At 39.4% G+C, this 24476-nt stretch carries 23 protein-coding genes; 16 read left to right on the forward strand and 7 right to left on the reverse strand.

Features of this window, described 5'->3' with window-relative positions:
* Positions 1 to 260 precede the first annotated feature (260 nt).
* Both ABDV71_RS06240 and ABDV71_RS06245 read left to right on the forward strand, forming a co-directional pair.
* Positions 261 to 2555, forward strand: a complete 2295-nt coding sequence (locus ABDV71_RS06240; RefSeq protein ID WP_343531579.1) for a TonB-dependent receptor — start codon at positions 261 to 263, stop codon at positions 2553 to 2555.
* A 38-nt stretch (positions 2556 to 2593) separates the two neighbouring features.
* Positions 2594 to 3667: an HmuY family protein gene (locus ABDV71_RS06245; RefSeq protein WP_343531580.1), complete on the forward strand. Its 1074-nt coding sequence runs from the start codon at positions 2594 to 2596 to the stop codon at positions 3665 to 3667.
* Positions 3668 to 4017: 350 nt separating this feature from the next.
* Here ABDV71_RS06245 and ABDV71_RS06250 read toward each other — a convergent pair whose 3' ends face one another.
* The 3 genes from ABDV71_RS06250 to ABDV71_RS06260 all read right to left on the reverse strand — a co-directional run bounded on the left by ABDV71_RS06250 (position 4018) and on the right by ABDV71_RS06260 (position 6524).
* Positions 4018 to 4902, reverse strand: coding sequence for a class I SAM-dependent methyltransferase (locus tag ABDV71_RS06250; RefSeq protein WP_343531581.1), 885 nt, complete (start codon positions 4900 to 4902; stop codon positions 4018 to 4020).
* Positions 4903 to 5040: 138 nt separating this feature from the next.
* A complete protein-coding gene (locus ABDV71_RS06255) occupies positions 5041 to 5793 on the reverse strand; it encodes an ABC transporter ATP-binding protein (RefSeq protein WP_343531582.1) in 753 nt (250 codons plus the stop codon).
* Complete coding sequence (locus tag ABDV71_RS06260; RefSeq protein WP_343531583.1) at positions 5790 to 6524, reverse strand: ABC transporter permease; 735 nt, start codon at positions 6522 to 6524, stop codon at positions 5790 to 5792. Before ABDV71_RS06260 ends, ABDV71_RS06255 begins: the two co-directional genes overlap by 4 nt.
* Positions 6525 to 6661: 137 nt before the next feature.
* Between ABDV71_RS06260 and ABDV71_RS06265 the strand changes: the two genes are divergently transcribed.
* The 5 genes from ABDV71_RS06265 to ispG all read left to right on the forward strand — a co-directional run bounded on the left by ABDV71_RS06265 (position 6662) and on the right by ispG (position 11911).
* On the forward strand, positions 6662 to 7351 hold the full coding sequence (locus ABDV71_RS06265) for an SDR family oxidoreductase (RefSeq protein WP_343531584.1): 690 nt from the start codon (positions 6662 to 6664) through the stop codon (positions 7349 to 7351).
* A gap of 15 nt (positions 7352 to 7366) precedes the next feature.
* Complete coding sequence (locus ABDV71_RS06270; RefSeq protein ID WP_343531585.1) at positions 7367 to 8029, forward strand: PspC domain-containing protein; 663 nt, start codon at positions 7367 to 7369, stop codon at positions 8027 to 8029.
* A 32-nt stretch (positions 8030 to 8061) separates the two neighbouring features.
* Positions 8062 to 9042: a DUF5668 domain-containing protein gene (locus ABDV71_RS06275; protein ID WP_343531586.1), complete on the forward strand. Its 981-nt coding sequence runs from the start codon at positions 8062 to 8064 to the stop codon at positions 9040 to 9042.
* 162 nt (positions 9043 to 9204) lie between these two features.
* Positions 9205 to 9804 carry an RDD family protein gene (locus tag ABDV71_RS06280; RefSeq protein ID WP_343531587.1) on the forward strand — a complete coding sequence of 200 codons (600 nt, stop codon included), beginning with the start codon at positions 9205 to 9207 and terminating at the stop codon, positions 9802 to 9804.
* 157 nt (positions 9805 to 9961) lie between these two features.
* Positions 9962 to 11911 (forward strand): (E)-4-hydroxy-3-methylbut-2-enyl-diphosphate synthase, encoded by a 1950-nt coding sequence (ispG, locus tag ABDV71_RS06285; protein WP_343531588.1) that lies wholly within the window; start codon positions 9962 to 9964, stop codon positions 11909 to 11911.
* A 122-nt stretch (positions 11912 to 12033) separates the two neighbouring features.
* Here the strand turns inward: ispG and ABDV71_RS06290 are convergent, their stop codons facing one another.
* The gene (locus ABDV71_RS06290) at positions 12034 to 12342 is read right to left on the reverse strand and encodes a hypothetical protein (RefSeq protein ID WP_343531589.1); all 309 of its coding nucleotides are present in this window, start codon (positions 12340 to 12342) and stop codon (positions 12034 to 12036) included.
* Positions 12343 to 12564: 222 nt separating this feature from the next.
* On the opposite strand from ABDV71_RS06290, the gene ABDV71_RS06295 reads away from it, so the two are divergent.
* Together ABDV71_RS06295 and ABDV71_RS06300 are read left to right on the forward strand one after the other, a co-directional pair.
* Positions 12565 to 13656, forward strand: a complete 1092-nt coding sequence (locus tag ABDV71_RS06295; protein ID WP_343531590.1) for a histidine kinase — start codon at positions 12565 to 12567, stop codon at positions 13654 to 13656.
* A 5-nt stretch (positions 13657 to 13661) separates the two neighbouring features.
* Positions 13662 to 14381, forward strand: coding sequence for a response regulator transcription factor (locus ABDV71_RS06300; protein ID WP_343531591.1), 720 nt, complete (start codon positions 13662 to 13664; stop codon positions 14379 to 14381).
* Here the strand turns inward: ABDV71_RS06300 and ABDV71_RS06305 are convergent.
* The 3 genes from ABDV71_RS06305 to ABDV71_RS06315 are packed head-to-tail and all read right to left on the reverse strand — an operon-like array spanning position 14378 to position 16208.
* The gene (locus ABDV71_RS06305) at positions 14378 to 14800 is read right to left on the reverse strand and encodes a secondary thiamine-phosphate synthase enzyme YjbQ (RefSeq protein WP_343531592.1); all 423 of its coding nucleotides are present in this window, start codon (positions 14798 to 14800) and stop codon (positions 14378 to 14380) included. The genes ABDV71_RS06300 and ABDV71_RS06305 overlap by 4 nt on opposite strands.
* 9 nt (positions 14801 to 14809) lie before the next feature.
* Positions 14810 to 15373 carry a hypothetical protein gene (locus ABDV71_RS06310; RefSeq protein ID WP_343531593.1) on the reverse strand — a complete coding sequence of 188 codons (564 nt, stop codon included), beginning with the start codon at positions 15371 to 15373 and terminating at the stop codon, positions 14810 to 14812.
* A gap of 7 nt (positions 15374 to 15380) precedes the next feature.
* Complete coding sequence (locus ABDV71_RS06315) at positions 15381 to 16208, reverse strand: alpha/beta hydrolase (protein WP_343531594.1); 828 nt, start codon at positions 16206 to 16208, stop codon at positions 15381 to 15383.
* Between the two features lie 227 nt (positions 16209 to 16435).
* On the opposite strand from ABDV71_RS06315, the gene hemA reads away from it, so the two are divergent.
* The 7 genes from hemA to ABDV71_RS06350 all read left to right on the forward strand — a co-directional run bounded on the left by hemA (position 16436) and on the right by ABDV71_RS06350 (position 24472).
* Entirely contained in the window at positions 16436 to 17662 is a 1227-nt protein-coding gene (gene hemA, locus ABDV71_RS06320; protein WP_343531595.1) for a glutamyl-tRNA reductase, read from the forward strand.
* Positions 17663 to 17807: 145 nt separating this feature from the next.
* On the forward strand, positions 17808 to 19388 hold the full coding sequence (gene hemC, locus ABDV71_RS06325; protein ID WP_343531596.1) for a hydroxymethylbilane synthase: 1581 nt from the start codon (positions 17808 to 17810) through the stop codon (positions 19386 to 19388).
* Between the two features lie 202 nt (positions 19389 to 19590).
* Positions 19591 to 20556: a porphobilinogen synthase gene (gene hemB, locus ABDV71_RS06330; protein ID WP_343531598.1), complete on the forward strand. Its 966-nt coding sequence runs from the start codon at positions 19591 to 19593 to the stop codon at positions 20554 to 20556.
* A gap of 86 nt (positions 20557 to 20642) precedes the next feature.
* Positions 20643 to 21944: a glutamate-1-semialdehyde 2,1-aminomutase gene (gene hemL / locus ABDV71_RS06335; RefSeq protein ID WP_343531599.1), complete on the forward strand. Its 1302-nt coding sequence runs from the start codon at positions 20643 to 20645 to the stop codon at positions 21942 to 21944.
* A gap of 434 nt (positions 21945 to 22378) precedes the next feature.
* Positions 22379 to 23245 (forward strand): HAMP domain-containing sensor histidine kinase, encoded by an 867-nt coding sequence (locus tag ABDV71_RS06340; protein WP_343531600.1) that lies wholly within the window; start codon positions 22379 to 22381, stop codon positions 23243 to 23245.
* Position 23246: 1 nt separating this feature from the next.
* The gene (locus tag ABDV71_RS06345) at positions 23247 to 23951 is read left to right on the forward strand and encodes a response regulator transcription factor (protein WP_343531602.1); all 705 of its coding nucleotides are present in this window, start codon (positions 23247 to 23249) and stop codon (positions 23949 to 23951) included.
* Positions 23951 to 24472 carry a hypothetical protein gene (locus ABDV71_RS06350; protein ID WP_343531604.1) on the forward strand — a complete coding sequence of 174 codons (522 nt, stop codon included), beginning with the start codon at positions 23951 to 23953 and terminating at the stop codon, positions 24470 to 24472. Before ABDV71_RS06345 ends, ABDV71_RS06350 begins: the two co-directional genes overlap by 1 nt.
* Positions 24473 to 24476: the final 4 nt, after the last annotated feature.

Below are 24476 nucleotides of genomic sequence, written 5' to 3' on the forward strand. Positions count from 1 at the left end.
AAGGTTTATCTTCTTAGCAATGTCGCAAACATAATGGTCATACAATTCTGTTAGATTTTTCCAATATGCCAAAAGTACATCATTTATTACAAGTAGTTGGTCTAACTTATCAACATGTGTACTAATTAAATAATCTCCCTAAAATAGATGTTTTTCAGTGAATTAAAATAGGCAGTTCAAAAAACTTTTATAATTATTTGTATTTAGTCTAAATAAATAATTAATATTGCGCAGTTATTTATAATTATTCTAAATAGTCGGTGAAAAATACTCTACTTCTAGTCGTTACTTTCGTTTTAAGTCTAAACTTTGCTTTTGCGCAAGAGCAAACAGTAAAATTGCGTGGCAAAATTTTAACAGCTGATGGGCAGCCCGCTTGGGGATTGGGGTTGTTTATAAAAAACACAAAAAACATTGCTTATACTAATAGAGAAGGTGATTTTAGCATTTGGGTTCCCGCAGGCAGCGTGGTGCTGGTAATCAAATCAGGTGTTTCTCATCAAGAGCAAGAGTTTACTATAGAAGCAACTTCCGATAAAGTTTTAGCCCCTATCACAATCAAGGAAAAATCTTATGAGCTAAGTGAAGTAATTGTTACTGGTCAGTATGAGCCGCAGTCGATGAAAAATGCGGTTTATAAAGTGCGGACAATTAGCGAAGAGAAAATCAAGCTCCGTGCGGCCACCAATATCCAACAGCTTTTAAATACAGAATTTGGTTTCCGTTTTAGCAATGACCTCACCTTGGGTGTTTCTAATGTGGAAATGATGGGGATGTCGGGCCGTAATGTGAAAATATTATTGGATGGTGTGCCTTTGGTTGATCGTTCGGATTTAAAAGAATCACTTAATCAAATTGATATTAATACGGTAGAGCGAATTGAAATTGTAGAAGGTCCAATGTCTGTGGTATATGGTACCGATGCATTAGCAGGGGTAATCAATATCATCACTAAAGGAAAGAACGGGGCCAGATTTGGAGTGTCTGCTCGTATACAAGAAGAAACTGCTGGCGATGAATATGAAGCGTTAAATGGAAAAGGTAGCCACAACAAAAACATCGGTGTCAACTGGCGAAATAATGGTTGGAGTGCCATGGCTGGTTTCTCTAATAACACCTTCGGGGGATGGAATGTGCCCGCTAAAACGTCAACCCGTGATGAGGTGAATGCCACACAATTCTGGAAACCTAAAGATCAATATTTGGCAAATGCTCGTGTAGGTTATGCTGATGCCAAATTTAACATTTGGTACCGTGCCGATTTTGTAAATGAAGACATCACTTCGAGAGGAGGGATTAATCCCAACTATACCGTAGTGACCCAAACCTATGCCACCGATAGGCTTAACAATCAGTTACATGCCAATTGGAATTTTAATGAGAAGCTGAGTTTAACCATGGTTGGAGGTTATACCAACTTACAGCGCAAGACCAAAACCACTCAATACAATTTTGCTACGGGTGCCGAAAGCTTAACTACTGGTGCCGGCGAACAGGACGTGGCCAAATTCAATGCTACTTTGTTTAGGTCCACCCTGCAATACCGACTTTCAGGCTTCATTGCCCTACAACCAGGAATAGAGATCAATAGAGAAGGTGCATCGGGACAACGAATTAAAGGCGATCCTGTAATTAACGACTACGCTTTCTTTGCTTCGGCAGAAATTAAACCTTTGAGGATATTGAAACTTCGCCCAGCGGTAAGGTTGATTAAAAACTCGGTATACGATGCTCCAGCGGCAGTTCCATCTTTAAATGCCATGCTAAATTTAACCCAGCAACTTGATTTGAGGCTTGGATATGGACGTGGTTTCAGAGCGCCTGCTTTGCGAGAACTGTATTTCGACTTTTTTGATGCCAGCCACTCTATAATGGGTAATGAAAACTTAAAGGCTGAAAAATCAAACAGCTTTGATGCTTCACTAACTTGGAACGCACTTCGCAATAATCGCTTGCAGCTGATCACAACATTAGCAGGTTTTTACAACCACTTTTATGATAGAATAGAATACGGACAATATGAAAATGACCCTACGGTAACTACCTTGATCAACATCAGTAAATATAAAACCACTGGCTTTTCTATCGACAACACCTTTAAATATGAAGACCTCCAGTTAAACTTTGGCCTCTCTTATATTGGCAGGTATAATGAATTAACCCAAGGAAGTTTTAAAAGTGAAGTCCCCCAATTTTCATGGACACCTGAATTTTTCAGTAACGTCATCTACACACTACCTAAAATTAAGGGAGCTGTTAGTTTAGCCTTTAAGCATACAGGTAGCCGCCCAAGCTATCAAATTAACAGCGCTAACCCTAACGAGGTGAGGTTAGCCAAGGTGGGCAGTTTCACTTGGACAGATCTAATGATCAATAAAACCATTAATAAGTATTTAATGCTGAATGCCGGGGTTAAAAACCTATTTGATATCACTACGCTAACCAATACTGCTACAGCAAGTGGCGGAGCACACAGTTCGGGTGGTGGAGTTGTACCTTATAGTTATGGCCGCTCCTATGTGTTGGGCTTAGCTTTTAACTGGAACAAATATTAACGTGTAAATAACTAATAACTAAATAAATTATCACAGTAATGAATAAGATTAATTTAATGATGGCCGTAGCTCTTTTAGCATTCACCTTTACGGCTTGTAAGAAAGATGATAAAGAACCGGAGATTGCTGTCCCTGTTTCTGATGGAAGTACGATGACTTTAAATGGTTTGATCTCGAATGAAACCGGAAGCGCAGCTGGAAATAGTGTTTACATAGATTTCAGCGCTGACAAACAAACCTCTGCTTCTAGGGCTTCTTGGACTTTAGGATTTAACGGGGGAACGGATTTTAAAGTAGTTTTAAACGCTCATAATGGCGTTTCGGCGAAAGTCATCAACAAAACCGATTTAAATACCGTTACTTCTGCTGATTTAGTTCAGGCTGATTTGGTGGTAGGTTTGGGAAATGCAGCAGAAGCTGAATTTTTAAAAGTAGATGATCCAAGACAAAATAATGCACTGGTTAAAACAGTAATAAGCACTATTTCGGCTACTGATAGCGAGAATAAGGTGTATTTAATTAACCCAGCAGGCGGAAGCCACACAGCAGTATTCAGCCCTGATAATGTTTATAAAGTTAGAATCCTTAGAAAAGGGACTGGTTATACACTTCAGTATGCGAAGTTAAGCGCTACTACTTTCAGTTCTTTAGATATTGCGAAGGATTCTAAATTTAACTACTCTTTTGTATCTCTGGCAGACAACAAAGCAGTAAGTGTTGAGCCAGAAAAAGCAAATTGGGATATCGTTTGGACTTGGTCGTTATACTATGGTGGTACTGCTCCAAGTCAATATTTGTACGGCTTCTCTGATCTAGTTTTCACGAATACTTTAGGAGGCGCTACATCGGCAGAAGTATCAGTTGCTACAAAATCTTACGCTGATTTCTCCGCATCTGATTTAACTAATGTGACTTTCTCTTCAAAAAGTAATTTGATTGGCGAAAATTGGAGGGTGACTACTGGGACAGGTATTAAAACAGCTGTGTTTTATTTAGTTAAAGATGCCGTAGGGAACGTTTACAAATTGAAGTTTGTAAGCATGGGAGTTGGCTCTGATGGCGGTACTCGTGGTAAACCGGTTATCGAGTATAAGCTAGTTAAAAAAGCTTAAGGTTAGTATCAATTATTAATAGTTTGTTTTGTTTAGGGAAGGCCTCCATGGATGTGGAGGCTTCTCTTGTTCTAAGTGTTTTTATAAAATGCCGTAATTTTCGCTTCAAAGGAAGAAGCTAGCACTACTCATATCCACCTTTGGAGGGGGAAGGGGGAGGTTAGGTTGACTACTAATAACCAAATAACTCCTATATTATCTAGAGATTCCTCCTATCGTCGGAATGACAAATATGTTTGTTTAGTGCACGCTGTTTTCAATTCAAATAGAAAGGTTGGCACTATTTATATCCCGTTAGGGGGGCAGGGGGGTAATTAACCAGTTAAACAAATAACCAATTAACCTCTATGTTATGAATCAGTCCTAAACTTTCCAAATACACCCAAAGGCAATTTAATACCAGAAGTAGCTTGTAAAAACAGCTCTCCGCATTCTAAGTTCTTTACTTGTGGGAATGAAGTTTTAATCAAGTTCTCTACAATTACCGAAGAAAAACCTAACGAATAGGTGTTCAAGATCAAGAAATGCTCCTGTGGATCTAAAAGCTGTACCACATCTTGCATCATTTCTTGGATATGGTCTTCTAGTTTCCATTTTTCGCCATTTGGCCCATGACCATAAGCGGGAGGATCTAAAATGATACCGTTGTATTTTTTACCACGCTTAAGTTCGCGTTTTACAAATTTCAAAGCATCTTCTACTACCCAACGTACATCTTTAAGTTTAGAAAGTTCTTGGTTTTCTGCAGCCCATGTTACTACTTGTCTAATCGAATCCACGTGGGTCGTATCGGCACCTGCCGCTTTGGCCACTAAAGATGCCGCACCAGTGTAGGCAAATAGATTAAGTACTTTGGGGCTAGGCGTTTTAAACCTCTTGATAGAAGAAGAAATATAGTCCCAGTTTACCGCTTGCTCAGGAAAAACGCCCACATGCTTAAAAGATGTTAGTCCTAAGCGCAGATTAATACTGATTTCATCGTTCTGATAATTCACGTTCCAGCGGTCGGGAGCACTTTTTTGATGTTTCACCCAATCTCCACTCGTGGCAGAGCGGCCTCTAAAGGTGATATGTGCTCTTTTTTTCCATTCCTCTGGGGATAATACTTTTTTCCAAACTGCTTGAGGTTCAGGTCTTGAAAGTACAAGATTGCCAAAGCGTTCTAATTTCTCGAAATCGCCACAGTCAATCAGTTCATAATCTTTCCAGTGGGTAGGGTTAAGCAGTTGTATCATGTAATGGAATGGTTTTAAAGAAGTAATTATTACCCCATAAATATGCCGTTAGCTAGTCTCCAATTTCAGGGATTAGCTTAGTTTTCTATCAGTTCTTATTTACGTTCGAAATGATGACAGCAGGCAAAGATAAGAATTTTAAAATTTGTCTTTAGCGGCCTTCATGAAACGGCTGGCAAATACAAAGTCGTTCAGTTCTGGGATATCGGTTTTGGCAATTTCCTTGTTAGAGCCTTCCCAAAACTTTTTGCCTTGGTGTAGGAACATGATATAATCGCCAATGCCCATTACTGAGTTCATATCGTGGGTAACTACTACAGTTGTGGTGTTATACTCTTCGGTAATCTCCTTGATCAGCTCATCAATTACAATGGAAGTCTTGGGATCTAAACCAGAGTTTGGCTCATCGCAAAAAAGATATTTTGGGTTCATGGCAATCGCACGGGCAATACCCACACGCTTTTTCATTCCTCCCGAAAGCTCGGCTGGGAAAAGTTTGTTCTTGCCTTCCAGGTTAACCCTGTCTAAACAAAAATTAACACGGTCAAGCTTTTCGCTTCTAGATTGATCGGTGAACATGTTCAAAGGAAACATGATGTTTTCCTCTACCGTCATCGAATCAAAAAGAGCAGAACCTTGAAACAGCATTCCAATTTCTTTTCTAATCTCAATGCGCTCTTCGGTATTTAACTGGGTAAAATCCCTACCATCATAAGTAACACTGCCTTGCTCGGGATGGTGCAAACCAATCATACACTTAAGTAGGGTGGTTTTTCCAGAACCGGATCCGCCAATGATCAAGTTGGTGATGCCTGGTTCAAACTTGCCCGAAATACCTTTTAAAACTTCGTTCTCGCCAAACGATTTATGGATGTCTTTAATCTCAATCATAACATTAAACCAGTTACAAGGTAGTCACACGCTAAAATACTGATACAGCTTACCACAACCGCTCTGGTACTGGCTTGTGCTACTTCCAAAGCACCTCCTTTTACGTAAAAACCTTCGTAGGCAGGCACAGAGGTAATGATAAATCCAAAAACAAAAGCTTTAACCAAAGCTACCGCGATGGTAAATGGATTAAAATCAGTAGTAATCCCTTGGATATATTCTGTAGGAGAAACTGCACCAGATAAAGTACCGCCTAAATATCCACCAGTGATACTCAAAACCATAGAAATGATTACCAACATAGGCACCATGGTAATCCCTGCTAAAATTTTAGGAAGGATCAGATATCCAGGAGCATTGATCCCCATAATTTCAAGGGCATCAATTTGTTCAGTTACTCTCATGGTGCCAATTTCCGAAGAAATAGCAGAACCAATTTTGCCCGCCAAAACAATAGCACTAATGGTTGGGCTAAGCTCCAAGATGGTAGAGTCGCGGTTTACAGAACCAATAATGGTTTTGGGAATAAAATCGCTCACCAACTGGAAAGCAATCTGTAAAGTCATTACTGCTCCAATAAAAGTAGAAATGATGGCAATTAGTCCAAGGGAGCCTACGCCAATGAAGTCCATCTGTTGAAAGATGGCTTTCATGTATATTTTCCATTTTTCAGGTCTCTTAAAAGCGGCTTTCAGCAGTAGTATATATCGGCCAAAATTGGTAAAATTCATCTAATAAACAATTTGCTTAAGTTAACTCAATATTATACAAAGAAACAACAAAAATGTTCTGGCAGGACTTATTTATTGAAAAAATATTCTCGATTGAAATATTATTGCCTTTTTTGCAAGTATTAAAATAGAATGAGATGAAAGCAATTGTAACTGGCGCAACCAAAGGGATAGGCAAAGCTATTGCTCTTGAATTGGCACAAAGTGGCTACGATATTATTACCTGTGCTCGTAACAGCGAAGATTTGCAAGAGCTATCAAATGAATTGAACAAATTTGGCGTTGAGGTGTTGGCCATCAAGACTGATATGGCCAAAAAGGAAGAAGTATTTCATTTTATAGAAAAGGCTCTGATTTTTGCGCCTCAGGTACATGTTTTGGTGAACAATGTTGGCATATTTAAGCCAGGAAATTTATTAGACGAAGCCGATGAAATTTTTGAACTGCAGCAAAATGTTAATTTGAATGCAGCTTACTATTTAGGTAAATATATTGGTGTACAGATGCGTAGCCAAAAATTTGGACACATTTTCAATATCTGCTCGGTAGCCAGCAAAATGCCTGTAGAAAATGCAGGTAGCTACAGTGTAACAAAAGCAGCGATGCTCAGTCTTAATCATGTATTGCGAAGCGAATTAGCACCGCATCACGTAAAAGTAACGGCAATAGTGCCAGGCTCAACCTACACGGCATCGTGGGAAGGAACAACGCTAGACCAAAGCAAATTTGTGCAGCCCGAGGATGTAGCCAAAGCCATTGCTGCCATTTTAAAATTGAGTGATGGTGCAAACGTAGATGAACTGGTGCTAAAACCTTTGAATTTTTAGAAAGGAGAACAAAAAATGGAAAAGAAACTATATAGAAACGAACATGATAAAGCGGTCGCTGGTGTCGCATCTGGATTGGCAGATTACTTGCAGATAGACGTAACCATTGTAAGGTTGTTGTTTGTACTCACCACCATATTTTTGGCGGGCAGTGGTATATTGGCCTATATTGTTTTGTGGATTGTGGCGCCGGTAAATAACGATCCCGCAGTTAAATTTAAACAGTTTAAGGATTTTTATAAGTATAATCCACAAGGCGGTTCAGTGTTTAGTTCGCCGGAAGCTTTTGCGGATACCCAACAAGAAGCTGCGCAAACCAAATGGAATACCCAAAATGCTGATGCCTTCACTAAATTTGATACACCACAAAAAATGAAAGGTAATGATACTGGCAAAACAGTGGTAGGTCTAATTTTATTAGTCCTGGGTGTTTACTTTTTATTGAGGCAGTTTGGCCTGATGCCGCACTGGTTCAATATCTTCCATATTTATAAGCTTTGGCCTTTGGCAATTGTAGCACTGGGGATCAGTCTTATCTTTAGAAACCAACGTAAAAACGAATGGGAAAACTTTAAGAAAAGTACCGAAGAAGCTCAGCGTAAAAATGAGCAACAACCAGCTGTAACACCACAAACTGATACTACAGAAGAAAATAATCCAACCAATACCCAAGAATAACTGTTTGGGTAATTACCTTAAAACCAACTGAAATGAAATACGAAAGAATAATATGGGGAGTGATACTGCTTTTTGTAGGTGGTGTGCTGCTACTGGAAAACCTAAATGTAATTGAATTTTACTGGAGAAATGTATGGGGCTTTTGGCCAATATTCCTGATCATAGGAGGTGTTAATATGCTTTTGAACAGGAATGGTTCTCAAACAGGTAGCATTGTTTCTTTAGCAATCCTCATTATAACTTTGGCCTTCTTGTTTGTTAGAGGACAGGAAAGACCTCATGGGCGTACTTGGTTAAACTTGTGGAAAGACAAAGATGTAGAGGCCAACATAGATTGGGATGATAACGATACAAGTGAGACTAATTACGAAGGGATGAAATTCTCCGAGTTTTTTAATCCGGCAGATTCTAGCAAAAAAACAGTATTGAACCTATCTGGAGGGGGCACTTCATTTAAATTAGATGAAGCTACCGATAGCTTGTTCGAAGCTAGCGTAAACAAAAAAAGAGGTAATTTCTCGTTAACCAAAACCACTACCGATAGCACCAATACCTTGACGTTTAAAATGAACGATAAGCGAAGAGGTAGAGATAGAAATAACTGGTCATTCAATACTGGTGGTAACGAAGTGAATGTGCGCCTAAATACGCAGCCAACTTGGACCATGAACCTGTCAATGGGTGCAGGAGAAATAGATTTTGATCTAACCAAGTACAAAGTAAGAGCCGTGAATTTTGATGGTGGCGCAGCCGATGTAAAAATCAAAATAGGCGATTTGGTTCCTATTGCCGATGTGCATGTGAAAACTGGTGTAGCCAATGTTGAAATTAAAGTGCCACATGGCTCGGGATGCAGAATAAAGGCCCATACCGGTTTGGCATCAAAAGATTTTAAAGGTTTTATTAAAAAAGACGACGGATCCTACGAGACACCTAATTATCAAACTTCCAAAAATAAAGTGTTCATCTTTCTTGATGGCGGTTTGAGCAACTTTGAAGTAGATACTTATTAAGTTAAAAGTTAAAATTGAAAAGTAAAAATGCCTGCAATGATGATTATCGTTGCAGGCATTTTAATTTGTTGATTGTCTTTTCTGAAATTGATTTTTTAAGATAGAGATATCACACTTTGCTGTTTTTAATTTTTAATTTTGAATTAAACTTATCCCTTCACATTGTACACCATTGTTGTAAACGGTAAACCACAAGGCCCATATACCTTGGAAGAATTAAAGCAGTTAAAGCTGTCACCAAGTACTTTTATAAGGAAACCAGGAATGGACGACTATAAAGAAGCCCATGAACTGTTGGAACTTCGAGAGCTATTTGGTTTTGCTGTGCCAAAATTTATGCCGCAGTATTTCGCTTCTTTCGATCAACGTCTCATGGCATGGGCTATCGATTATTTTCTAATCACCCTTATCTATGCCGTTTTGGTGTTCGCTGGTTTTCTCCTGATGAAAGATCAACAAGATCGAATAATACTTTTAATCATTGGTGTAGTACTCATCCCGCTTACTAAATTTGTATACAACGTATTTGCTGATGCCTCCAAAGCTCAGGGCACAATAGGCAAAAAGTTAATGGACATTAAAGTGACAGATAACTATGCTGCTAGAATTAGCGTTGGCGTTTCGTTGCTTCGTAATGCAGCTAAAATCTTATCAACCCTTACCCTAGGCTTTGGTTACATTTATTCCTTTGTTGATAAAAAACGCCGTTGTTTCCATGACATCGTAGCCGAAACGCTGGTCATCAAAGATAGATTGGTTTAGTGATAGAATTTTGAATGAGTGAATGGCAATAGCCCAATTGATAACTTTCCAACGCTTGTCGTTTTTTGGTAGGTTGTTTTGAGTTTTAACTTACAACCCATAACTTTTAACAATCCAACAATATAGCAATCCAACATTTCACCTATCTTTGTAGGCCATGCAAAAAGAAGCGATTATGTTAGCCGGTGGTTACTGCAATAGATTAACCCAATATTCGAGATTTATTACTCGCGAAGTACAAATAGGGGATACGCCAATGGGTGCCCATCATCCTATTCGCATTCAGTCCATGACCACTACCGACACCATGGATACTTTGGGTACGGTGGAGCAAACCATCAGAATGGTGGAAAGCGGTTGTGAGTATGTACGTATCACTGCCCCTAGCATTAAGGAAGCCGAAAACTTGGCCAATATCAAGAAGGAACTGCGTTTGCGTGGTTACAATGTTCCTTTGGTGGCCGATATACATTTTACACCTAACGCTGCCGAGCTTGCCGCACGTATTGTAGAAAAAGTACGGGTAAACCCAGGCAATTATGCTGATAAAAAGAAATTCGAAAATATAGAATATACCGATGCTGCCTATCAGGCAGAGCTAAGCCGTATTTACGATAAGTTTTCGCCACTGGTGAAAATTTGCAAAGAATATGGAACGGCCATGCGAATTGGTACCAATCATGGTTCCCTTTCAGACAGAATCATGAGCCGTTACGGTGATACGCCACATGGAATGGTCGAATCGGCAATGGAATTTATCCGCATTTGCGAAGATTTGAACTATTACAATTTGGTCATTTCTATGAAATCGAGCAATACACAGGTAATGGTACAGGCTTACCGTTTATTGGTGCAAACCATGGTTGCTGAAGGAATGAACTATCCGTTACACTTGGGGGTTACTGAGGCTGGTGACGGCGAAGATGGTCGAATCAAATCGGCAGTGGGCATTGGTACTTTACTGGCCGATGGTTTGGGAGATACCATCAGGGTTTCCTTGACAGAAGACCCTGAATTTGAAGCGCCAGTGGCTAGAGCATTAGCGAATAGATACCTCCCCCGCCTCCTGAAGGAGGAGCTTCCTGCTAATTCCCCCTTGAGGGGGCTAGGGGGCTACAGCCCTTTCCAACATAAGCGTAGATTGACCGATGAAGTAGAAAACCTTGGAGGACATCAAGTGCCTAGGGTAGTCATCAATCTAGAAAATGAAAATCTTAAAGATCCTGCCATTCTTAATGCCGTAGGATTCAATTATTCGGCCTTGCTGGATAAATATAACCTGACTGACCAAGCTTGCGACATGGTTTATCTAGGTAATCAATTGCCTTCGTTCTCTTTTCCCGGAGGTTTAAAACAACTGTACAACTATTCTACTTGGTTACAGCTTGCAGATAAGCAAAATTGTCATCCTTTGTTTAGCTTAACAGAATATCTTGATGCCGAGCAAAAAGATGTCAAATTGAATTTTGTTGAAGTTTTGGCAGAAGAATTGGTAGTAGAGCAATTAAAAGGCTTACAGCAAGTAGTGTTAGTTTTAACTACCAAAGCCGATAATGCAATGCAAACCATTCGCCAAGCTTTCGTACAATTACTAGCGGCTAATTTAAAACTTCCGGTAATTATCGAAAGGAATTTTGATGGGCTAAACCTAGAAGATTTTCAATTGTACAGTGCTACAGATTTAGGTGGTTTACTGATTGATGGATTTGGCGATGGTATTTGGATTAACGCCAAGGATATTCCCTTGTCCGTCATTAATTCAACTTCATTTGGGATTTTACAAGCTACTCGTACCCGTATCTCTAAAACAGAATACATCTCGTGTCCAAGCTGCGGCAGAACTTTGTTTGATTTGCAAGAAACTACACAGGCCATAAGAGCCAGAACATCGCACCTTAAAGGCGTAAAAATTGGAATTATGGGCTGTATTGTAAATGGACCAGGTGAAATGGCCGATGCCGATTATGGTTACGTAGGTGCTGGGGCAGATAGAATTACGCTTTACCGTGGACAAGAAGTAGTAAAGAAAAATGTGAAAACTGCTGATGCCATCGATGAACTGATTGGGATTATTCGTGAGGACGGTAATTGGATAGAGAAAGAATAAAAAGAGGATGCTACCATTAAGTGTTGATTTGGTATTTTTAACGCTTAGCTAAACCATATTATTCCCAGTCGAAGAGTTTAGGTGGTTGGTTCAAAGCATCCCCTCTTATATCATTACGTTGTTTATAGGCTCAACGCTACCAAGTTATATTGATTAATTTTGGTGTTTTTATCTGCCAGTTGAACTAATATTTCGTTTAATTTCTTTTTGGTCCTTTCTCTGCGTACGTTTAATCTCTTGCCTTCCACTACTTCTTCGTAAATCAACTCCTGTTTGGCGTTGTAAAACTTAACCGTAGATTTTTTAGGGGTTTTCACATTGCTTTCAATAACCCAGCTGGCAAAATCGACCTTCTGCGCAGGGGATAAATTCTGTGCATATGCTGCAGTGGCAAACAGCCAGAACAACATACTAAATGTTAAAAATTTCATGTGTATTTCTGTTTATAACCACCAAATTAATAGCCTTTGCATTACGAATGGATAATGGCAGCTATAAAGAGTGTATAGTGCTATCAATAACCATAACATCAAGGCTAAGACTACTTGTCGCCAGTACTTTATAGGTGGGCTGGGGGTAAGATGTCGTTCGTCAGTAGAACCCGGTTGTTTGTCCTTTTTACAGTTAAAAACAGCATAGGAAATGTATTTTTGATGATGCAAATTATACAAGCTTATCAGGAACACAACAGCAAAGGAGCAAGACTCCTATTGCATATCTGTTTTTGGTGCATGATATGGGGCATTACCGCCTTTGTGTATGGATATGAGAAGCAGAGTGTCTACATGGCCATGCTTAACAACCTGATGCTTTTGCCCGTACATATGATTTATTTCTATACGGTGGCCTATATCATTATTCCCAAATATTTGCTAAAGCGGAGATATTTTGAGTTTGTATTCGTACTTCTTGTGTTTGTATTTATTATGCCAGGCGTTACCAGAGCCTTTGATATCTTTTTGGTAGAGCCACAACTTGATGCCTATTTAAAAAGCCAAGGATATCACAACTGGGAAAAGGTTAAAGGAACTAAATGGGAACGTTTTACCAATGTGGTCTATTACCTCAATGCATTTAAAGGTGCAAATCTGGTCGTGTGGCTTGCTGTGGCCATCAAGTTTTTCTTGTTTTGGTATCGTAGGCATCGTGCCGCGCTACAGGCTGAGCTACATTTGCTAAAAGCGCAAATTCATCCGCATTTTCTTTTCAATACCCTCAATAACCTTTATGCCCTTACGCTAAATAATTCCCCAAAATCTCCCGAAATAGTAATGGGTTTATCGGAAATATTGAGGTACATGCTGTATGATTGCAATGTAGACTGTGTGCCCTTAAAGAAAGATGTAGAAATGCTGGATAGCTTTATCACTTTGGAGCGTATCCGTTATGAGGACCGTTTAGATTTCCATTTTATTAAAGAGGGAAATCTGGAAGATTATCAGATTGCTCCGTTGCTATTATTACCCTTGGTGGAAAATGCCTTTAAGCATGGTGCCGGAGAAAAGGTTGGCCAAGCTTGGATCAATATCGAATTGGTGGTACAACGAGGGATGTTGAAATTTAAGATCAATAACAGCAAAGCTGATGTAGCCATAGAAAAAAAGCAGGGGAATATAGGTTTGGAGAATGTGAAAAAGCGCTTGGAAATGATTTATCCCAATGCCTATGAATTGAAAATATTTAATGAGGAAGATGTTTTTGCTGTAATTCTGAAAATCGATTTGAGTCAAAGAATAAGTTTATAAAGGCGATGAAAATAAAAACCATTATAGTTGACGACGAGCCACACGCTATTGAAGTGATTGTTAAATATCTGGAGAACTTTCCCGAGATAGATGTGGTGACCACTTGTAGCGATGGAATTAGCGCATTTCATACCTTACAACAAAAAAATATCGACTTGATGTTTCTTGATGTGCAAATGCCCGGTATTACAGGGGTAGAACTATTGAAGAGTCTCAAAAACCCACCAAAAGTGATTTTTACTACCGCCCATAGTGAATATGCAGTGGAAGGTTTTGAGTTGGATGCCATTGATTATTTGTTAAAACCCGTGTCCTTTTACCGGTTTTTGAAGGCAATGGATAAAATTTTTGTTAAACTGGGAGATAATAAGCTAAAGACTGTGATATCTGAGACCAGTTCATCAACGGAACTGAACAAATTCCTTTATCTTAAAGTGGAAAGAAAAACAGTGAAAGTGAATGTGAAGGATATTTACTGGATTGAGAGCATTAAAGATTATGTGAAGGTTATATTGGCGGATAAAGTACTGGTGAGCAAACAAAAAATATCACTTTTAGAAGAGTTGCTGCCCGAAGAGCAATTTTGTAGAATACATAAATCTTTTATCATTAGTACGCAGAAAGTTGAAAGCTACTATACTTATGCTGTGGAGATTTTAGGAAAAGAACTACCCATTGGCAGAAACTATAAACAGCAAGCACTTAAGTGTTTGCAGGCCGTTTAAATGCCCCAAGCGCTGATCACCACATTCCTACTACCGCCATGATTGCGGTGCTCGCAAAGGTAAATGCCCTGCCACGTTCCCAAGTTTAAATATCCGTTGGTAATGGGGATTAAAACCGACGCACCCATTAGCGAAGATTTGATGTGAGCAGGCATGTCATCGTCCCCTTCATAATCATGTAGATAATCGGGGTCGCCCTCAGGAACGGTTTTGTTCATCCAGGTTTCAAAATCAGCCCTCACTGTTGGATCGGCATTTTCGTTAATGGTTAGGGAAGCCGAAGTATGTTGTATGAATACCTGTAGCATGCCAGTCTTAATATTTCTTAATTCGGGAATAGCTTGTAATACTTCGTCTGTTACCAAATGAAAACCTCTACTACGAGCCCTTAATCGTATCGATTTCTGTAAAAAATGCATAAGTTAAATTTAGTGCATACAGCCAATGTATAATTTAGAATGAAGTTTGAAGGCCTTGGGTGCTACCTGTTTAACAGCAGCGAGGGCACTGTCAGCTTCTAAATCGGTGGCATAAATACCAGCAATGATTCCGATAGTTTTAGGTTTTGAAGCAGACTGATATTGGTTCATGTATTCTAAACTCAATGTTTGCGACAATTCTCTTCTTGGAAAATAAGCACCGGCGTACACTTCATCCTCATCATTTTCAGGAAGCACAATGAGGTCTTTTTTCGCATTGTAGTACCTGCCCATAGAGTCTATTGCCATCCTCAATTTGTCTTTCAGCGAGAACATTTTTTGATTTAATAGATTGTAGCTGTTATTCGTATCAATAACGATCACCTGATAATTCGCATATGATTCTTCCTCATTAAAATTTAAGGAAGTATCGGCAATGGCTTTTTTAGCGGAAGTGTCAGTAGCCAAAGTAGTAACAGTGGTGCTGTCTTTTATTCCCTGTTGACCATCAGATCGCCCGCAGGAAGAGCAAAAAATGCCTAGCAAGAGGGCGATGAAATAGTATTTTCTCATTTGAAAATTATAATGATAGGCTATTTAAAAACTTCAAGCTCTTTTCACAAACTTCGAATAATTGCGGTGGTAGGGTTTCTCCTGGATAGGGGTGCAAAGCCCCATAAACGTGGTTGGCGCCTTCAATTTTCGCTAGCCTACTCGCAAGATTGGCGTTGGCCAATTTCTCTGCGGTAGCAAAAGGAACATTAACGTCATCATCACCCTGTACAATGAGCCATGGGACATTGATTTGTTTGGCAGCAGCTAAAATGTCCAGTTTATCCTTATTGTCTTCAAAATCTTCTAATAAAGTGACGTTTAAAGGCATTTTTTCTTTGGTGCGTGCATTTACCACTTCTATCTTGCCTTCTGCCTTCCATTCTTTTTCCTGCTCCTTTTTCCATAGACTGCTAAAATCGGCAATAGCACTCCAGGTAATTAGCCCCTTTACATAAGGGTTGGTAGCAGCTTGTAGTATGCTCAATCCGCCACCACGACTATGTCCAATCAAATATACCTCGTTAACCCCTAAATATTTCACCGCATGGTTGATCACAATATCCACATCTAATAGTTCCTTGCTGAAAGTATTGGATGCAAAAGCATCCAAATCAGTTACGTCATTTGGCTTTTCTGCGGTAACACCACTATGGGAAAGATTAAATTTGAGGTAGCGATAGCCATTTTGTACAAAGAAACGTGCTGTTAAATGATGCGCACCCCAATCCTTAAACCCCTTAAAGCCATGTATAAAAATAATAAGCGGAGTATTGGTGTTGTTCTCGTCGTAGGTTAAGTCTCCAAATATAGGTTTGTCATTAGCTCCTATGAGCGAAAAAAGTTCATTACGCATAGTGTAAGGTTTTAATGCATTCCAAATATTGAGTTTCTATCTTATAATAACAAAATAAATGGCGGTTTAGATTGTTTTTGTCTTGTTTTTTCACTCTTTTTAGGTGTGTGATTTTGGATTTAATTAATTTAAAACCGTTCTAAATTAGCCTAAATTACAGCATAATGACAGATAAGCCCAATTGCGTTGCTACTTTTGTTGCGCTAAAATAACTAGGGCTAACCATTTTGGAGTATTTAAAGATCATTGCATTTACACATAAGCAAATTGACCTAAAGTCATTAGGGAAATTAGTTATCTGTGAGCAAACGTTGGACGATAGGTTGAGGAATATCCAGTCTGAGCTGAATATCAAGGAGATATTTTATGTAGGTACCTGTAATCGTGTAGAGTTTGTTTTTACCGCCGCCGCCGAGTTAGACACATCTTTTATCTCTAAATTTTTGCATGTATTGGATATGGGGCTTCCTGAAGAATACATGGAAAACTTCATCAATAATGTTTCTACTTACGAAAAGGAAGAAGCATTTAACCATTTACTTCGCACTTCATGTTCTTTAGAAAGTTTAGTAGTTGGTGAAAAAGAAATTTTAGCACAAGTACGCAAAGCCTATGAAGCTTGTCAAAAAGCAGGTTTTACCGGCGATTATATGCGCATGATTATGAACCGTGTAGTGAAAACTGCCAAAGAGGTTTATACACATACCAACATTTCAAGAAATCCAGTTTCAGTAGTCTCTCTAGCTTATAGAAAACTTCGTGAACTTAACATGTGCGGTAACTCTCGCTTGCTGATCATTGGAGCAGGTGAGACCAACAACAATATTGCCCAATATTTAAAAAAGCATAAATATTCCAATTTCTCTGTTTTCAACAGAACTTTAGAGAAAGCAGAAGCGTTGGCTAATGAATTAAACGGTAAAGCTTATCCTATTAGTGAACTGTCGAATTATAAAGAAGGTTTTGATGTGATCATTACCTGCACAGGTGCAACAGAGCCAATACTTACTACCGAGATTTATAGCAGTTTGCTGAACGGCGAAACAGGGAAAAAGGTAATTGTAGACTTAGCCATTCCAAATGATACGGCTTTAGACGTACGCGAGAACTTTCCAATCCACTATATTGAAGTGGAGTCCCTTAAAGAAGTTGCTCGTAAAAACATCCAAGAACGTTACGACGAGTTGGTAAATGCCGAGCATATTATTGAAGAGAATATTAGGGAATTTGAAGCAGTGCTACGTCAACGCCGTGTTGAATTGGCAATGAGCGAAGTTCCAAAGAAAATCAAAGAAATCAAAGAAAAAGCTGTAAACACGGTGTTTGCAGATGAAATTAATTCTCTTGACGACGAAGCGAAAGCCATTTTAGAGCAGGTGATTAGCTACATGGAGAAGAAATATATTAGCGTACCAATGGTAATGGCTAAAGAAATTCTGGTTAAGAATAGTTAAGTTTTAAGTAATAGGTATTAAGTTATAAGTATTAGCTAGTGCTAAACCTTAACGATGATACGGCGTGACATTTGAACTTTACAACATTTCAACCCTCCAACAATACAATCAATTTTCTTATTTTAGCGCAAAATCTTAATACAAAGTGAAGAAAGTAATTATCGGAACACGCGGTAGTGATTTGGCTCTTTGGCAAGCCAACTATACCAAAGACAGATTAGCCAGTATTGGCATTGAGGCAGAACTGAAAATTATTAAAACGCAGGGCGATAAAATCCTCAATCTAAGGCTAGACAAGTTAGAAGGTAAAGGCTTTTTCACCAAGGAGTTGGAAGAAGAGTTGATGAATGGCACTATTGATATTGCCGTGCACTCTCATAAAGATCTGCCAACCACCAACCCTCCAGGATTAATTATTGCCGCTGTACCTGAAAGAGAAGATCCAGCGGAGTTGCTTTTGATCTTGAAAGACTGTGTGGATGTAAGCCATAAACTTTCGTTGAAGAAAGGCGCAATGGTGGGTACTTCATCCAATCGTCGTAAAGCACAACTTTTAGCTTTAAGGCCCGATTTGAACATCGAAGATTTGCGAGGTAATGTTCCAACCCGTATCCAAAAATTGCGTGACGAAGATTACGATGCCATTGTGTTGGCAAGAGCTGGTGTGAGCCGTTTACAGTTAGATTTGAGCGAATTTCATGTAGAAGTAATCGATCCTACTGAGATTGTTCCGGCTCCAGCGCAAGGTGCATTAGCAATCCAAATTAGAGAAAATGATACGGAGCTTTTCAACGAGCTTCAAAAAATAAACGATGCCGCAACGGTAGAAGAGATTGCTGTTGAGCGCAAAGTGTTGAACCTTTTCGAAGGTGGTTGCCACATGCCTTTGGGCTGTTTCTGCAGAAAGGAAGATGGCGAGTTTGAGGTGTGGACCTCAAAAGCGGAGACCGATGAAGACTTTCCAGATCGGTTGTTTCTGAGGGCTGCTTCCACTGAAGGTTTAGCGGAGCAAATTGTAGCAAAATATGCTAAGGATAGAAAGATGCCTGCAAAAGTTTTCATCTCCAGGGAAGTTGGCGAGAATAGTTATTTTCGTAAGGCATTAGAAAAACAAAACATCGAAATAGACGGTCGTTCATTGATCCGTACTTTCCCAATTGTAAATGTATTAGACGATTTCTTCCTTAAAAATGCCGATTGGGTATTTTTTAGCAGCAGAAATGGTGTAGAATATTTCTTTAAATTAAATCCAGTATTACCTAAAAAAGTAAAATTTGGGGTAGTAGGCCGTGGTTCAGAAGATTCGTTGCGTAAATTTGGCCATTTGGCTGATTTTGTAGGTGAAGGAGGAGAGATTGAGGAAGTTGCGCAAGATTTTGCTAGGGTAGCGGATGGACAAACAGTGGTTTTTCCTCGTGCGCAAGATTCACTGTTAACCATGCAAAAGTTTTTAACGCCTGAAACCAAGGTGATAGACCTCCCTATTTACGAAACGGTGATGGAAGAAAATGTGGATGGCTCATCGGCAGAAGTGCTGATTTTTACCAGCCCAAGTAATGTGGATGCTTATTTCGTTGAAAACCTTTTGGAACCAGAGCAAAAAGTAATTGCCATTGGAAACTCTACTGGTAAAAAATTCGAGGAGATGGGCGTAAAATATGCATTGCCTTATTCGCCAGACGAAATTGGTTTAGCTGAAGCCGTTTTTGGTATCGAGGTGAAATAATCTTTCTTCTTGTCATCCTGAGCTTGTCGAAGGATCTTTTAAGCAAGAAACTGAAATGTTAAACTAACGTAAAGACTTTACATATGACAGAAACATAAGAATATAATGTTTCTGTCTTTGCATTTTTGTACTATCAAAATCTAAAGACCTCGTAGGTTTTCAAAACCTGCGAGGTCTGCGAAAAAATACTAATATCTCTAATATGCATAGACCACGTAGGCTAAGGAAAAATCCCATTGTAAGAGAAATGGTGGCCGAAACTAAGCTGTCGAAAGACATGTTTGTTTATCCTTATTTCGTAGTTCCAGGAAATAACGTAACCCACGCCATTGATGCCATGCCGGGCATCAGCCATTTTTCTACCGATACTTTATTGAAGGACGTAGAGAAAGGACTGAAGCTAGGTGTTAACAAAATCATGTTGTTTGGTGTTGGCGATGAAAAAAGCGAAGATGCAAAATCGGCTTACGACGCCAATTCTTTAGTGCCAGTAACGGTAAGGGAACTTAAAAAACAGTTTGGTGACGATTTGTATGTGGTTACTGATGTTTGTGTATGTTCGTACACCAATCATGGCCACTGTGGCATTATGCATAACGATTATGTGCAAAATGATGCTACTGTAGAGTTAATTGCTAAAATGGCCTTAAATCACTCGGAAGCTGGTGCAGACATGCTTGCACCATCAGATATGATGGATGGTAGGGTGGCAGCCATTCGTGAAAAATTAGATGGTGCCGGTTTTGAGAACGTAGCGGTAATGAGCCATGCCACCAAGTTTGCTTCAGCTTATTATGGCCCATTTAGAGAAGCGGCTGATTGTGCGCCAAACAAAGGTGACAGAAAAGCCTACCAAATGGATTTCCGCAACCCAGTTGAAGCACTAAGAGAAGCTTTGTTAGACGAAGCTGAAGGTGCCGATGTGCTGATGGTGAAACCAGGTTTGGCTTATTTGGATGTGATTGCCAAGCTTAAACAAAATACCAAATTGCCTATTGCGGTGTATAACGTTTCAGGTGAATACTCGATGATTAAAGCCGCTGCGGAAAAAGGCTGGATAGATGAACAAAGAATAGTGATGGAAACGATGTATGCCTTTGCCAGAGCAGGAGCAAGCATCATTACCACTTACCACATTAGAGATATTGTAGAGAATAAATGGCTTTAGAGTGTAAGGTAATAGGCTTAAGGCGTAAGGTTTTGCGCTAAAAACCCTAATCCCCATACCCTAATCCCTAACCCCTAATAACAAAAATGCAAGATATATCAAGAGCCAAATCGGCAGAACTATACGAGAAATCGAAAACTTATTTTCCAGGTGGGGTAAACTCGCCAGTAAGGGCTTTCAAATCAGTTTATGGTACACCATTGTTTATCCAAAAAGGTGACGGTCCTTACATTTGGGATGCAGATGGCAATCAATTTATTGATTTTTGTGCAAGCTGGGGGCCTTTGATTTTGGGTCACAACAACGCCAAGATTAGAGAGAAAGTAACTGAGGTAATGCAGAATGGGGTGAGCTTCGGGGCACCAACTGCTTTGGAAAACGAGTTGGCTGAATTAATCATCAAGAATAATCGTTTTGTAGAGAAAATCCGTTTTACAAGTTCTGGAACAGAAGCAGTAATGTCGGCCATTCGTTTGGCTAGAGGTTATACCGGCAGAAACAAAATTATCAAATTTGAAGGTTGCTACCATGGCCACAGCGATTCGCTTTTGGTGAAAGCAGGCTCAGGTTTGGTAACTTTTGGAGAAACGTCTTCGGCTGGGGTACCAAAGGCATTTGCTGATGAAACCATTGTGATTGGTTTGAATGATAAGCAAGCAGTAACCGAAGCTTTTGCTCAGTTTAAAGATGATGTGGCTGCGGTAATTATTGAAGGTATTCCGGCAAATAATGGCTTGTTGCTTCAAGATAAAGATTACGTTCAGTTCTTAAGTGAAACTTGTACAGCTAATGGCGCTTTATTGATTTTTGATGAGGTAATTACTGGTTTTAGGGTTGGTTTTGAAGGTGCTGCGGCTTATTACGGCATTAAGCCTGATATTGTAACTTATGGAAAAATCATCGGTGGTGGTTTACCAGTGGGCATGTACGGTGCTTCGAACGAAATTATGGCACACATTTCTCCTGACGGTGGTGTTTACCAAGCAGGTACATTGTCTGGAAATCCGGTAGCAATGGCGGCGGGTATTGCAGCATTAAGCATATTAAGCCAGCCTAGTTTTTATGAAGAGCTGAACGCCAAAGCACAAGCTTTTGTGAATGATTTAAAAGCTCACATTGCTGAAAAAGGTTACGAATTGAAAATTTTCACTGTCGGCTCAATTTTCTGGTTCGCTTTTACGGACAAAGACATTAAAACTGCGGATGATATTGACCCAACAAGTATGGAAAAATTCAAAATCATGCACCGCGAGTTATTGAACCGTGGCATATACTTTGGCCCATCAGGTTATGAAGTTGGCTTTGTAAGTGCAGCACACACGCAAGTTGAGTTAGAAAAAGCGAAGCAAGCGATTTTTGAAGCTTTGGAAGTTGTTTTTGCAAAATAGGATTAAGGATAGAGGAGCAAGGAGTAAAGAACCTTTTACCCGCCAGTTCGTCATTCCCGTGAAGGCGGGAATCATAAAGCGATCGTTCTTTTTATGTGTTGTAGGATTGCTTCGCAAAGCTCGCAATGACGTTCATCGCAGGATGTCCCCCTTTGTAGGGGGGTGGGGGAGGGTTTAAGTTATTGCACTGGCAAATGTTAACCAAACCCGATAGAAGTGTAAATACTTTTTGTAGGCGCCATCCTTTAATAGTGTGTCACCGTGAGTTTATCGAGGTGTTGCGTAATATAAAACAGATCCTTCGACAAGCTCAGGATGACAGTGAGGCAAAAAGATGGTAACGAAAAGCGGGACTATTGGAACCGAAGAATTACAAAAACCTGCTTTTCAAATAATAATAATTAAATTTAAGACCTAAGTTACGGGTTATTGGTATGAAAAAATCCATTATCATATTTTACATTTTGTTGTTCTACGCATTGGGGCAACTCATCAGTTGGGGCATGTTGGTGGTTAAAATTGACCCTAGCCGTATGCCGATGATTATGGGCGAGGGAGCTGTTTTCCTGTTTTTGCTGGGGATTGGTGCTTATTTTATCCATGCTTCCATCAAAAAGGAAGACAAGCTGCATGAGAATCAACAGAACTTTCTACTTTCAGTTACCCACGAACTTAAATCGCCACTAGCAGCAATTAAACTTTCACTACAAACCATTGTACGCAGAGAACTGGATAAAGAACAGCGTACGGTGTTGATCAAAAACTCGCTGAAGGATGTAGAGCGTTTGGATGATTTGGTGGAGAACATGTTGTTGGCTACTAAAATTGAAAGCAAGACCTATTCTTTCCCTAAAGAAAAGTTTGACTTTTCCGATTTGGTGACAAGAATTACGGATAGACTGCAAGTGCATTCCTGTGGTTGTGAACAAATTATTTCTACGGATATACAAGAGGGAGTAGAGATTGAAGGCGATCAATTTGCCCTGTCGTCGGTAGTGAACAACTTGGTAGAAAACGCCGTAAAATATTCAGGGCCTTGTGCCGAAATTACAGTTAAATTGTGCCAAAATGACGGAAAGCCGAAATTAGTGGTTTCAGATAAGGGATTGGGCATTCCAGACAGCGAAAAGATGCATATTTTTGATAAATTTTACCGTGTGGGCGACGAAAATGTGCGTAAAAGTAAGGGGACAGGACTTGGCTTATTTATTGTTAAGGAAGTATTACAAAACCACGACGCTGATATCAGCGTTAAAGATAACGTACCTCACGGTGCAATTTTTGAAGTAACATTTAACTAATATGTCACAAAAATTAAGAGTATTACTGGTTGAAGACGAAGATCACTTGTTGGATGCCATCAAATTAAACCTCGAACTTGAAGGTTATAAAGTTCACGCTGTAAAAGACGGCAAAACTGCATTAAAAGTATTTAAAGAAGAACGCTTTAACTTGGTTGTTCTGGACGTGATGCTTCCTGAAATGGACGGTTTCCAGGTTTGTGAAACCATACGTTTAGAAAATACTGAAGTGCCAATTCTTTTCTTAACCGCTAAAAATACTAGCGAAGATAGGGTAATGGGCCTTAAAAAAGGAGCTGATGATTATTTGGTGAAACCCTTTAATTTGGAGGAGCTGATTTTACGTGTAGGAATTTTAGTGAAGCGCAGCTTGAAATCAGATGATCTAAAAGAGCTCAACTCTTATAAAATTGGTGATAAAACCATTTACTTTAACTCTTTCGAATTAAAGCAAGACGATGGAACAATTGTTCCCTTAACCAAAAAGGAAACCATGTTGTTGAAGCTTTTGATTGAGCGTAAAAATGAGGCGGTTTCTCGTGAACAGATTTTGGAAACGGTATGGAATTATGATGTTTACCCTTCAACAAGGACTATTGATAACTTCATTCTTACCTTCCGTAAGTATTTTGAACCAGATCAAAAAAATCCAATGTATTTCCATTCGATCAGAGGGGTGGGATATAAGTTTACCGATACGCACTAATGTATAATAAACTAGGTAGGTATGTGCTGATGGGCATTTTCGTGCTCTCGGCATTAGTAAGTATCAATTATCATCAGTATCAGCTGGCCGCAATTTCGGGCCTGCTTTTCTGTTTTATACTTTGGAGTCATTTTAAGCATAGTTCCGTACTTTTGGCTTCTAAACATTTCAAAAATTCGGATTATGATCGAGCTGAGAAAATTTTGGATGAAGTAGGAAATCCTGATCGCTTGGCTAAAAACAGGAGAGGATTTTATGAATTTATGCGTGCCAACATTGCACTGAAACGTGAGGATTTTGAAAAGGCGGAATTTCACTTCCAGGTAGCAAGCCGTTTTCCTTTGGGAGGTAAAAATGATAAGGCTTACGTTTTAATTCATTTGGCTAACTTAGCGCTCCGAAAAAAGGATGGAGAGAGGGCTTTAGCTTACGTTGAAAAGGCGAAAGAGTTGGCTATTTCTTCAAGAGCTATAGAGATTATTACAAATATTGAGAAAGAGGCCAAGAAACTGGCAAATTAAAAAA

Source organism: Pedobacter sp. (assembly GCF_039594775.1).
In the GTDB taxonomy this organism is placed as follows: Bacteria; Bacteroidota; Bacteroidia; order Sphingobacteriales; family Sphingobacteriaceae; genus Pedobacter.

Bases quoted from the DNA above. Each gene is read 5' to 3' on its own strand.
- ABDV71_RS06250 (WP_343531581.1), bottom strand. From the start codon at position 4,902: ATGATACAACTGCTTAACCCTACCCACTGGAAAGATTATGAACTGATT.
- ABDV71_RS06295 (WP_343531590.1), top strand. From the start codon at position 12,565: ATGATGCAAATTATACAAGCTTATCAGGAACACAACAGCAAAGGAGCA.
- ABDV71_RS06310 (WP_343531593.1), bottom strand. From the start codon at position 15,373: ATGAGAAAATACTATTTCATCGCCCTCTTGCTAGGCATTTTTTGCTCT.
- ABDV71_RS06290 (WP_343531589.1), bottom strand. From the start codon at position 12,342: ATGAAATTTTTAACATTTAGTATGTTGTTCTGGCTGTTTGCCACTGCA.
- ABDV71_RS06260 (WP_343531583.1), bottom strand. From the start codon at position 6,524: ATGAATTTTACCAATTTTGGCCGATATATACTACTGCTGAAAGCCGCT.
- ABDV71_RS06305 (WP_343531592.1), bottom strand. From the start codon at position 14,800: ATGCATTTTTTACAGAAATCGATACGATTAAGGGCTCGTAGTAGAGGT.
- ABDV71_RS06350 (WP_343531604.1), top strand. From the start codon at position 23,951: ATGTATAATAAACTAGGTAGGTATGTGCTGATGGGCATTTTCGTGCTC.
- ABDV71_RS06315 (WP_343531594.1), bottom strand. From the start codon at position 16,208: ATGCGTAATGAACTTTTTTCGCTCATAGGAGCTAATGACAAACCTATA.
- ABDV71_RS06270 (WP_343531585.1), top strand. From the start codon at position 7,367: ATGGAAAAGAAACTATATAGAAACGAACATGATAAAGCGGTCGCTGGT.
- ABDV71_RS06340 (WP_343531600.1), top strand. From the start codon at position 22,379: ATGAAAAAATCCATTATCATATTTTACATTTTGTTGTTCTACGCATTG.
- ABDV71_RS06255 (WP_343531582.1), bottom strand. From the start codon at position 5,793: ATGATTGAGATTAAAGACATCCATAAATCGTTTGGCGAGAACGAAGTT.
- ABDV71_RS06300 (WP_343531591.1), top strand. From the start codon at position 13,662: ATGAAAATAAAAACCATTATAGTTGACGACGAGCCACACGCTATTGAA.
- ABDV71_RS06265 (WP_343531584.1), top strand. From the start codon at position 6,662: ATGAAAGCAATTGTAACTGGCGCAACCAAAGGGATAGGCAAAGCTATT.
- ABDV71_RS06345 (WP_343531602.1), top strand. From the start codon at position 23,247: ATGTCACAAAAATTAAGAGTATTACTGGTTGAAGACGAAGATCACTTG.
- ABDV71_RS06245 (WP_343531580.1), top strand. From the start codon at position 2,594: ATGAATAAGATTAATTTAATGATGGCCGTAGCTCTTTTAGCATTCACC.
- hemL (WP_343531599.1), top strand. From the start codon at position 20,643: ATGCAAGATATATCAAGAGCCAAATCGGCAGAACTATACGAGAAATCG.
- hemB (WP_343531598.1), top strand. From the start codon at position 19,591: ATGCATAGACCACGTAGGCTAAGGAAAAATCCCATTGTAAGAGAAATG.
- ispG (WP_343531588.1), top strand. From the start codon at position 9,962: ATGCAAAAAGAAGCGATTATGTTAGCCGGTGGTTACTGCAATAGATTA.
- ABDV71_RS06275 (WP_343531586.1), top strand. From the start codon at position 8,062: ATGAAATACGAAAGAATAATATGGGGAGTGATACTGCTTTTTGTAGGT.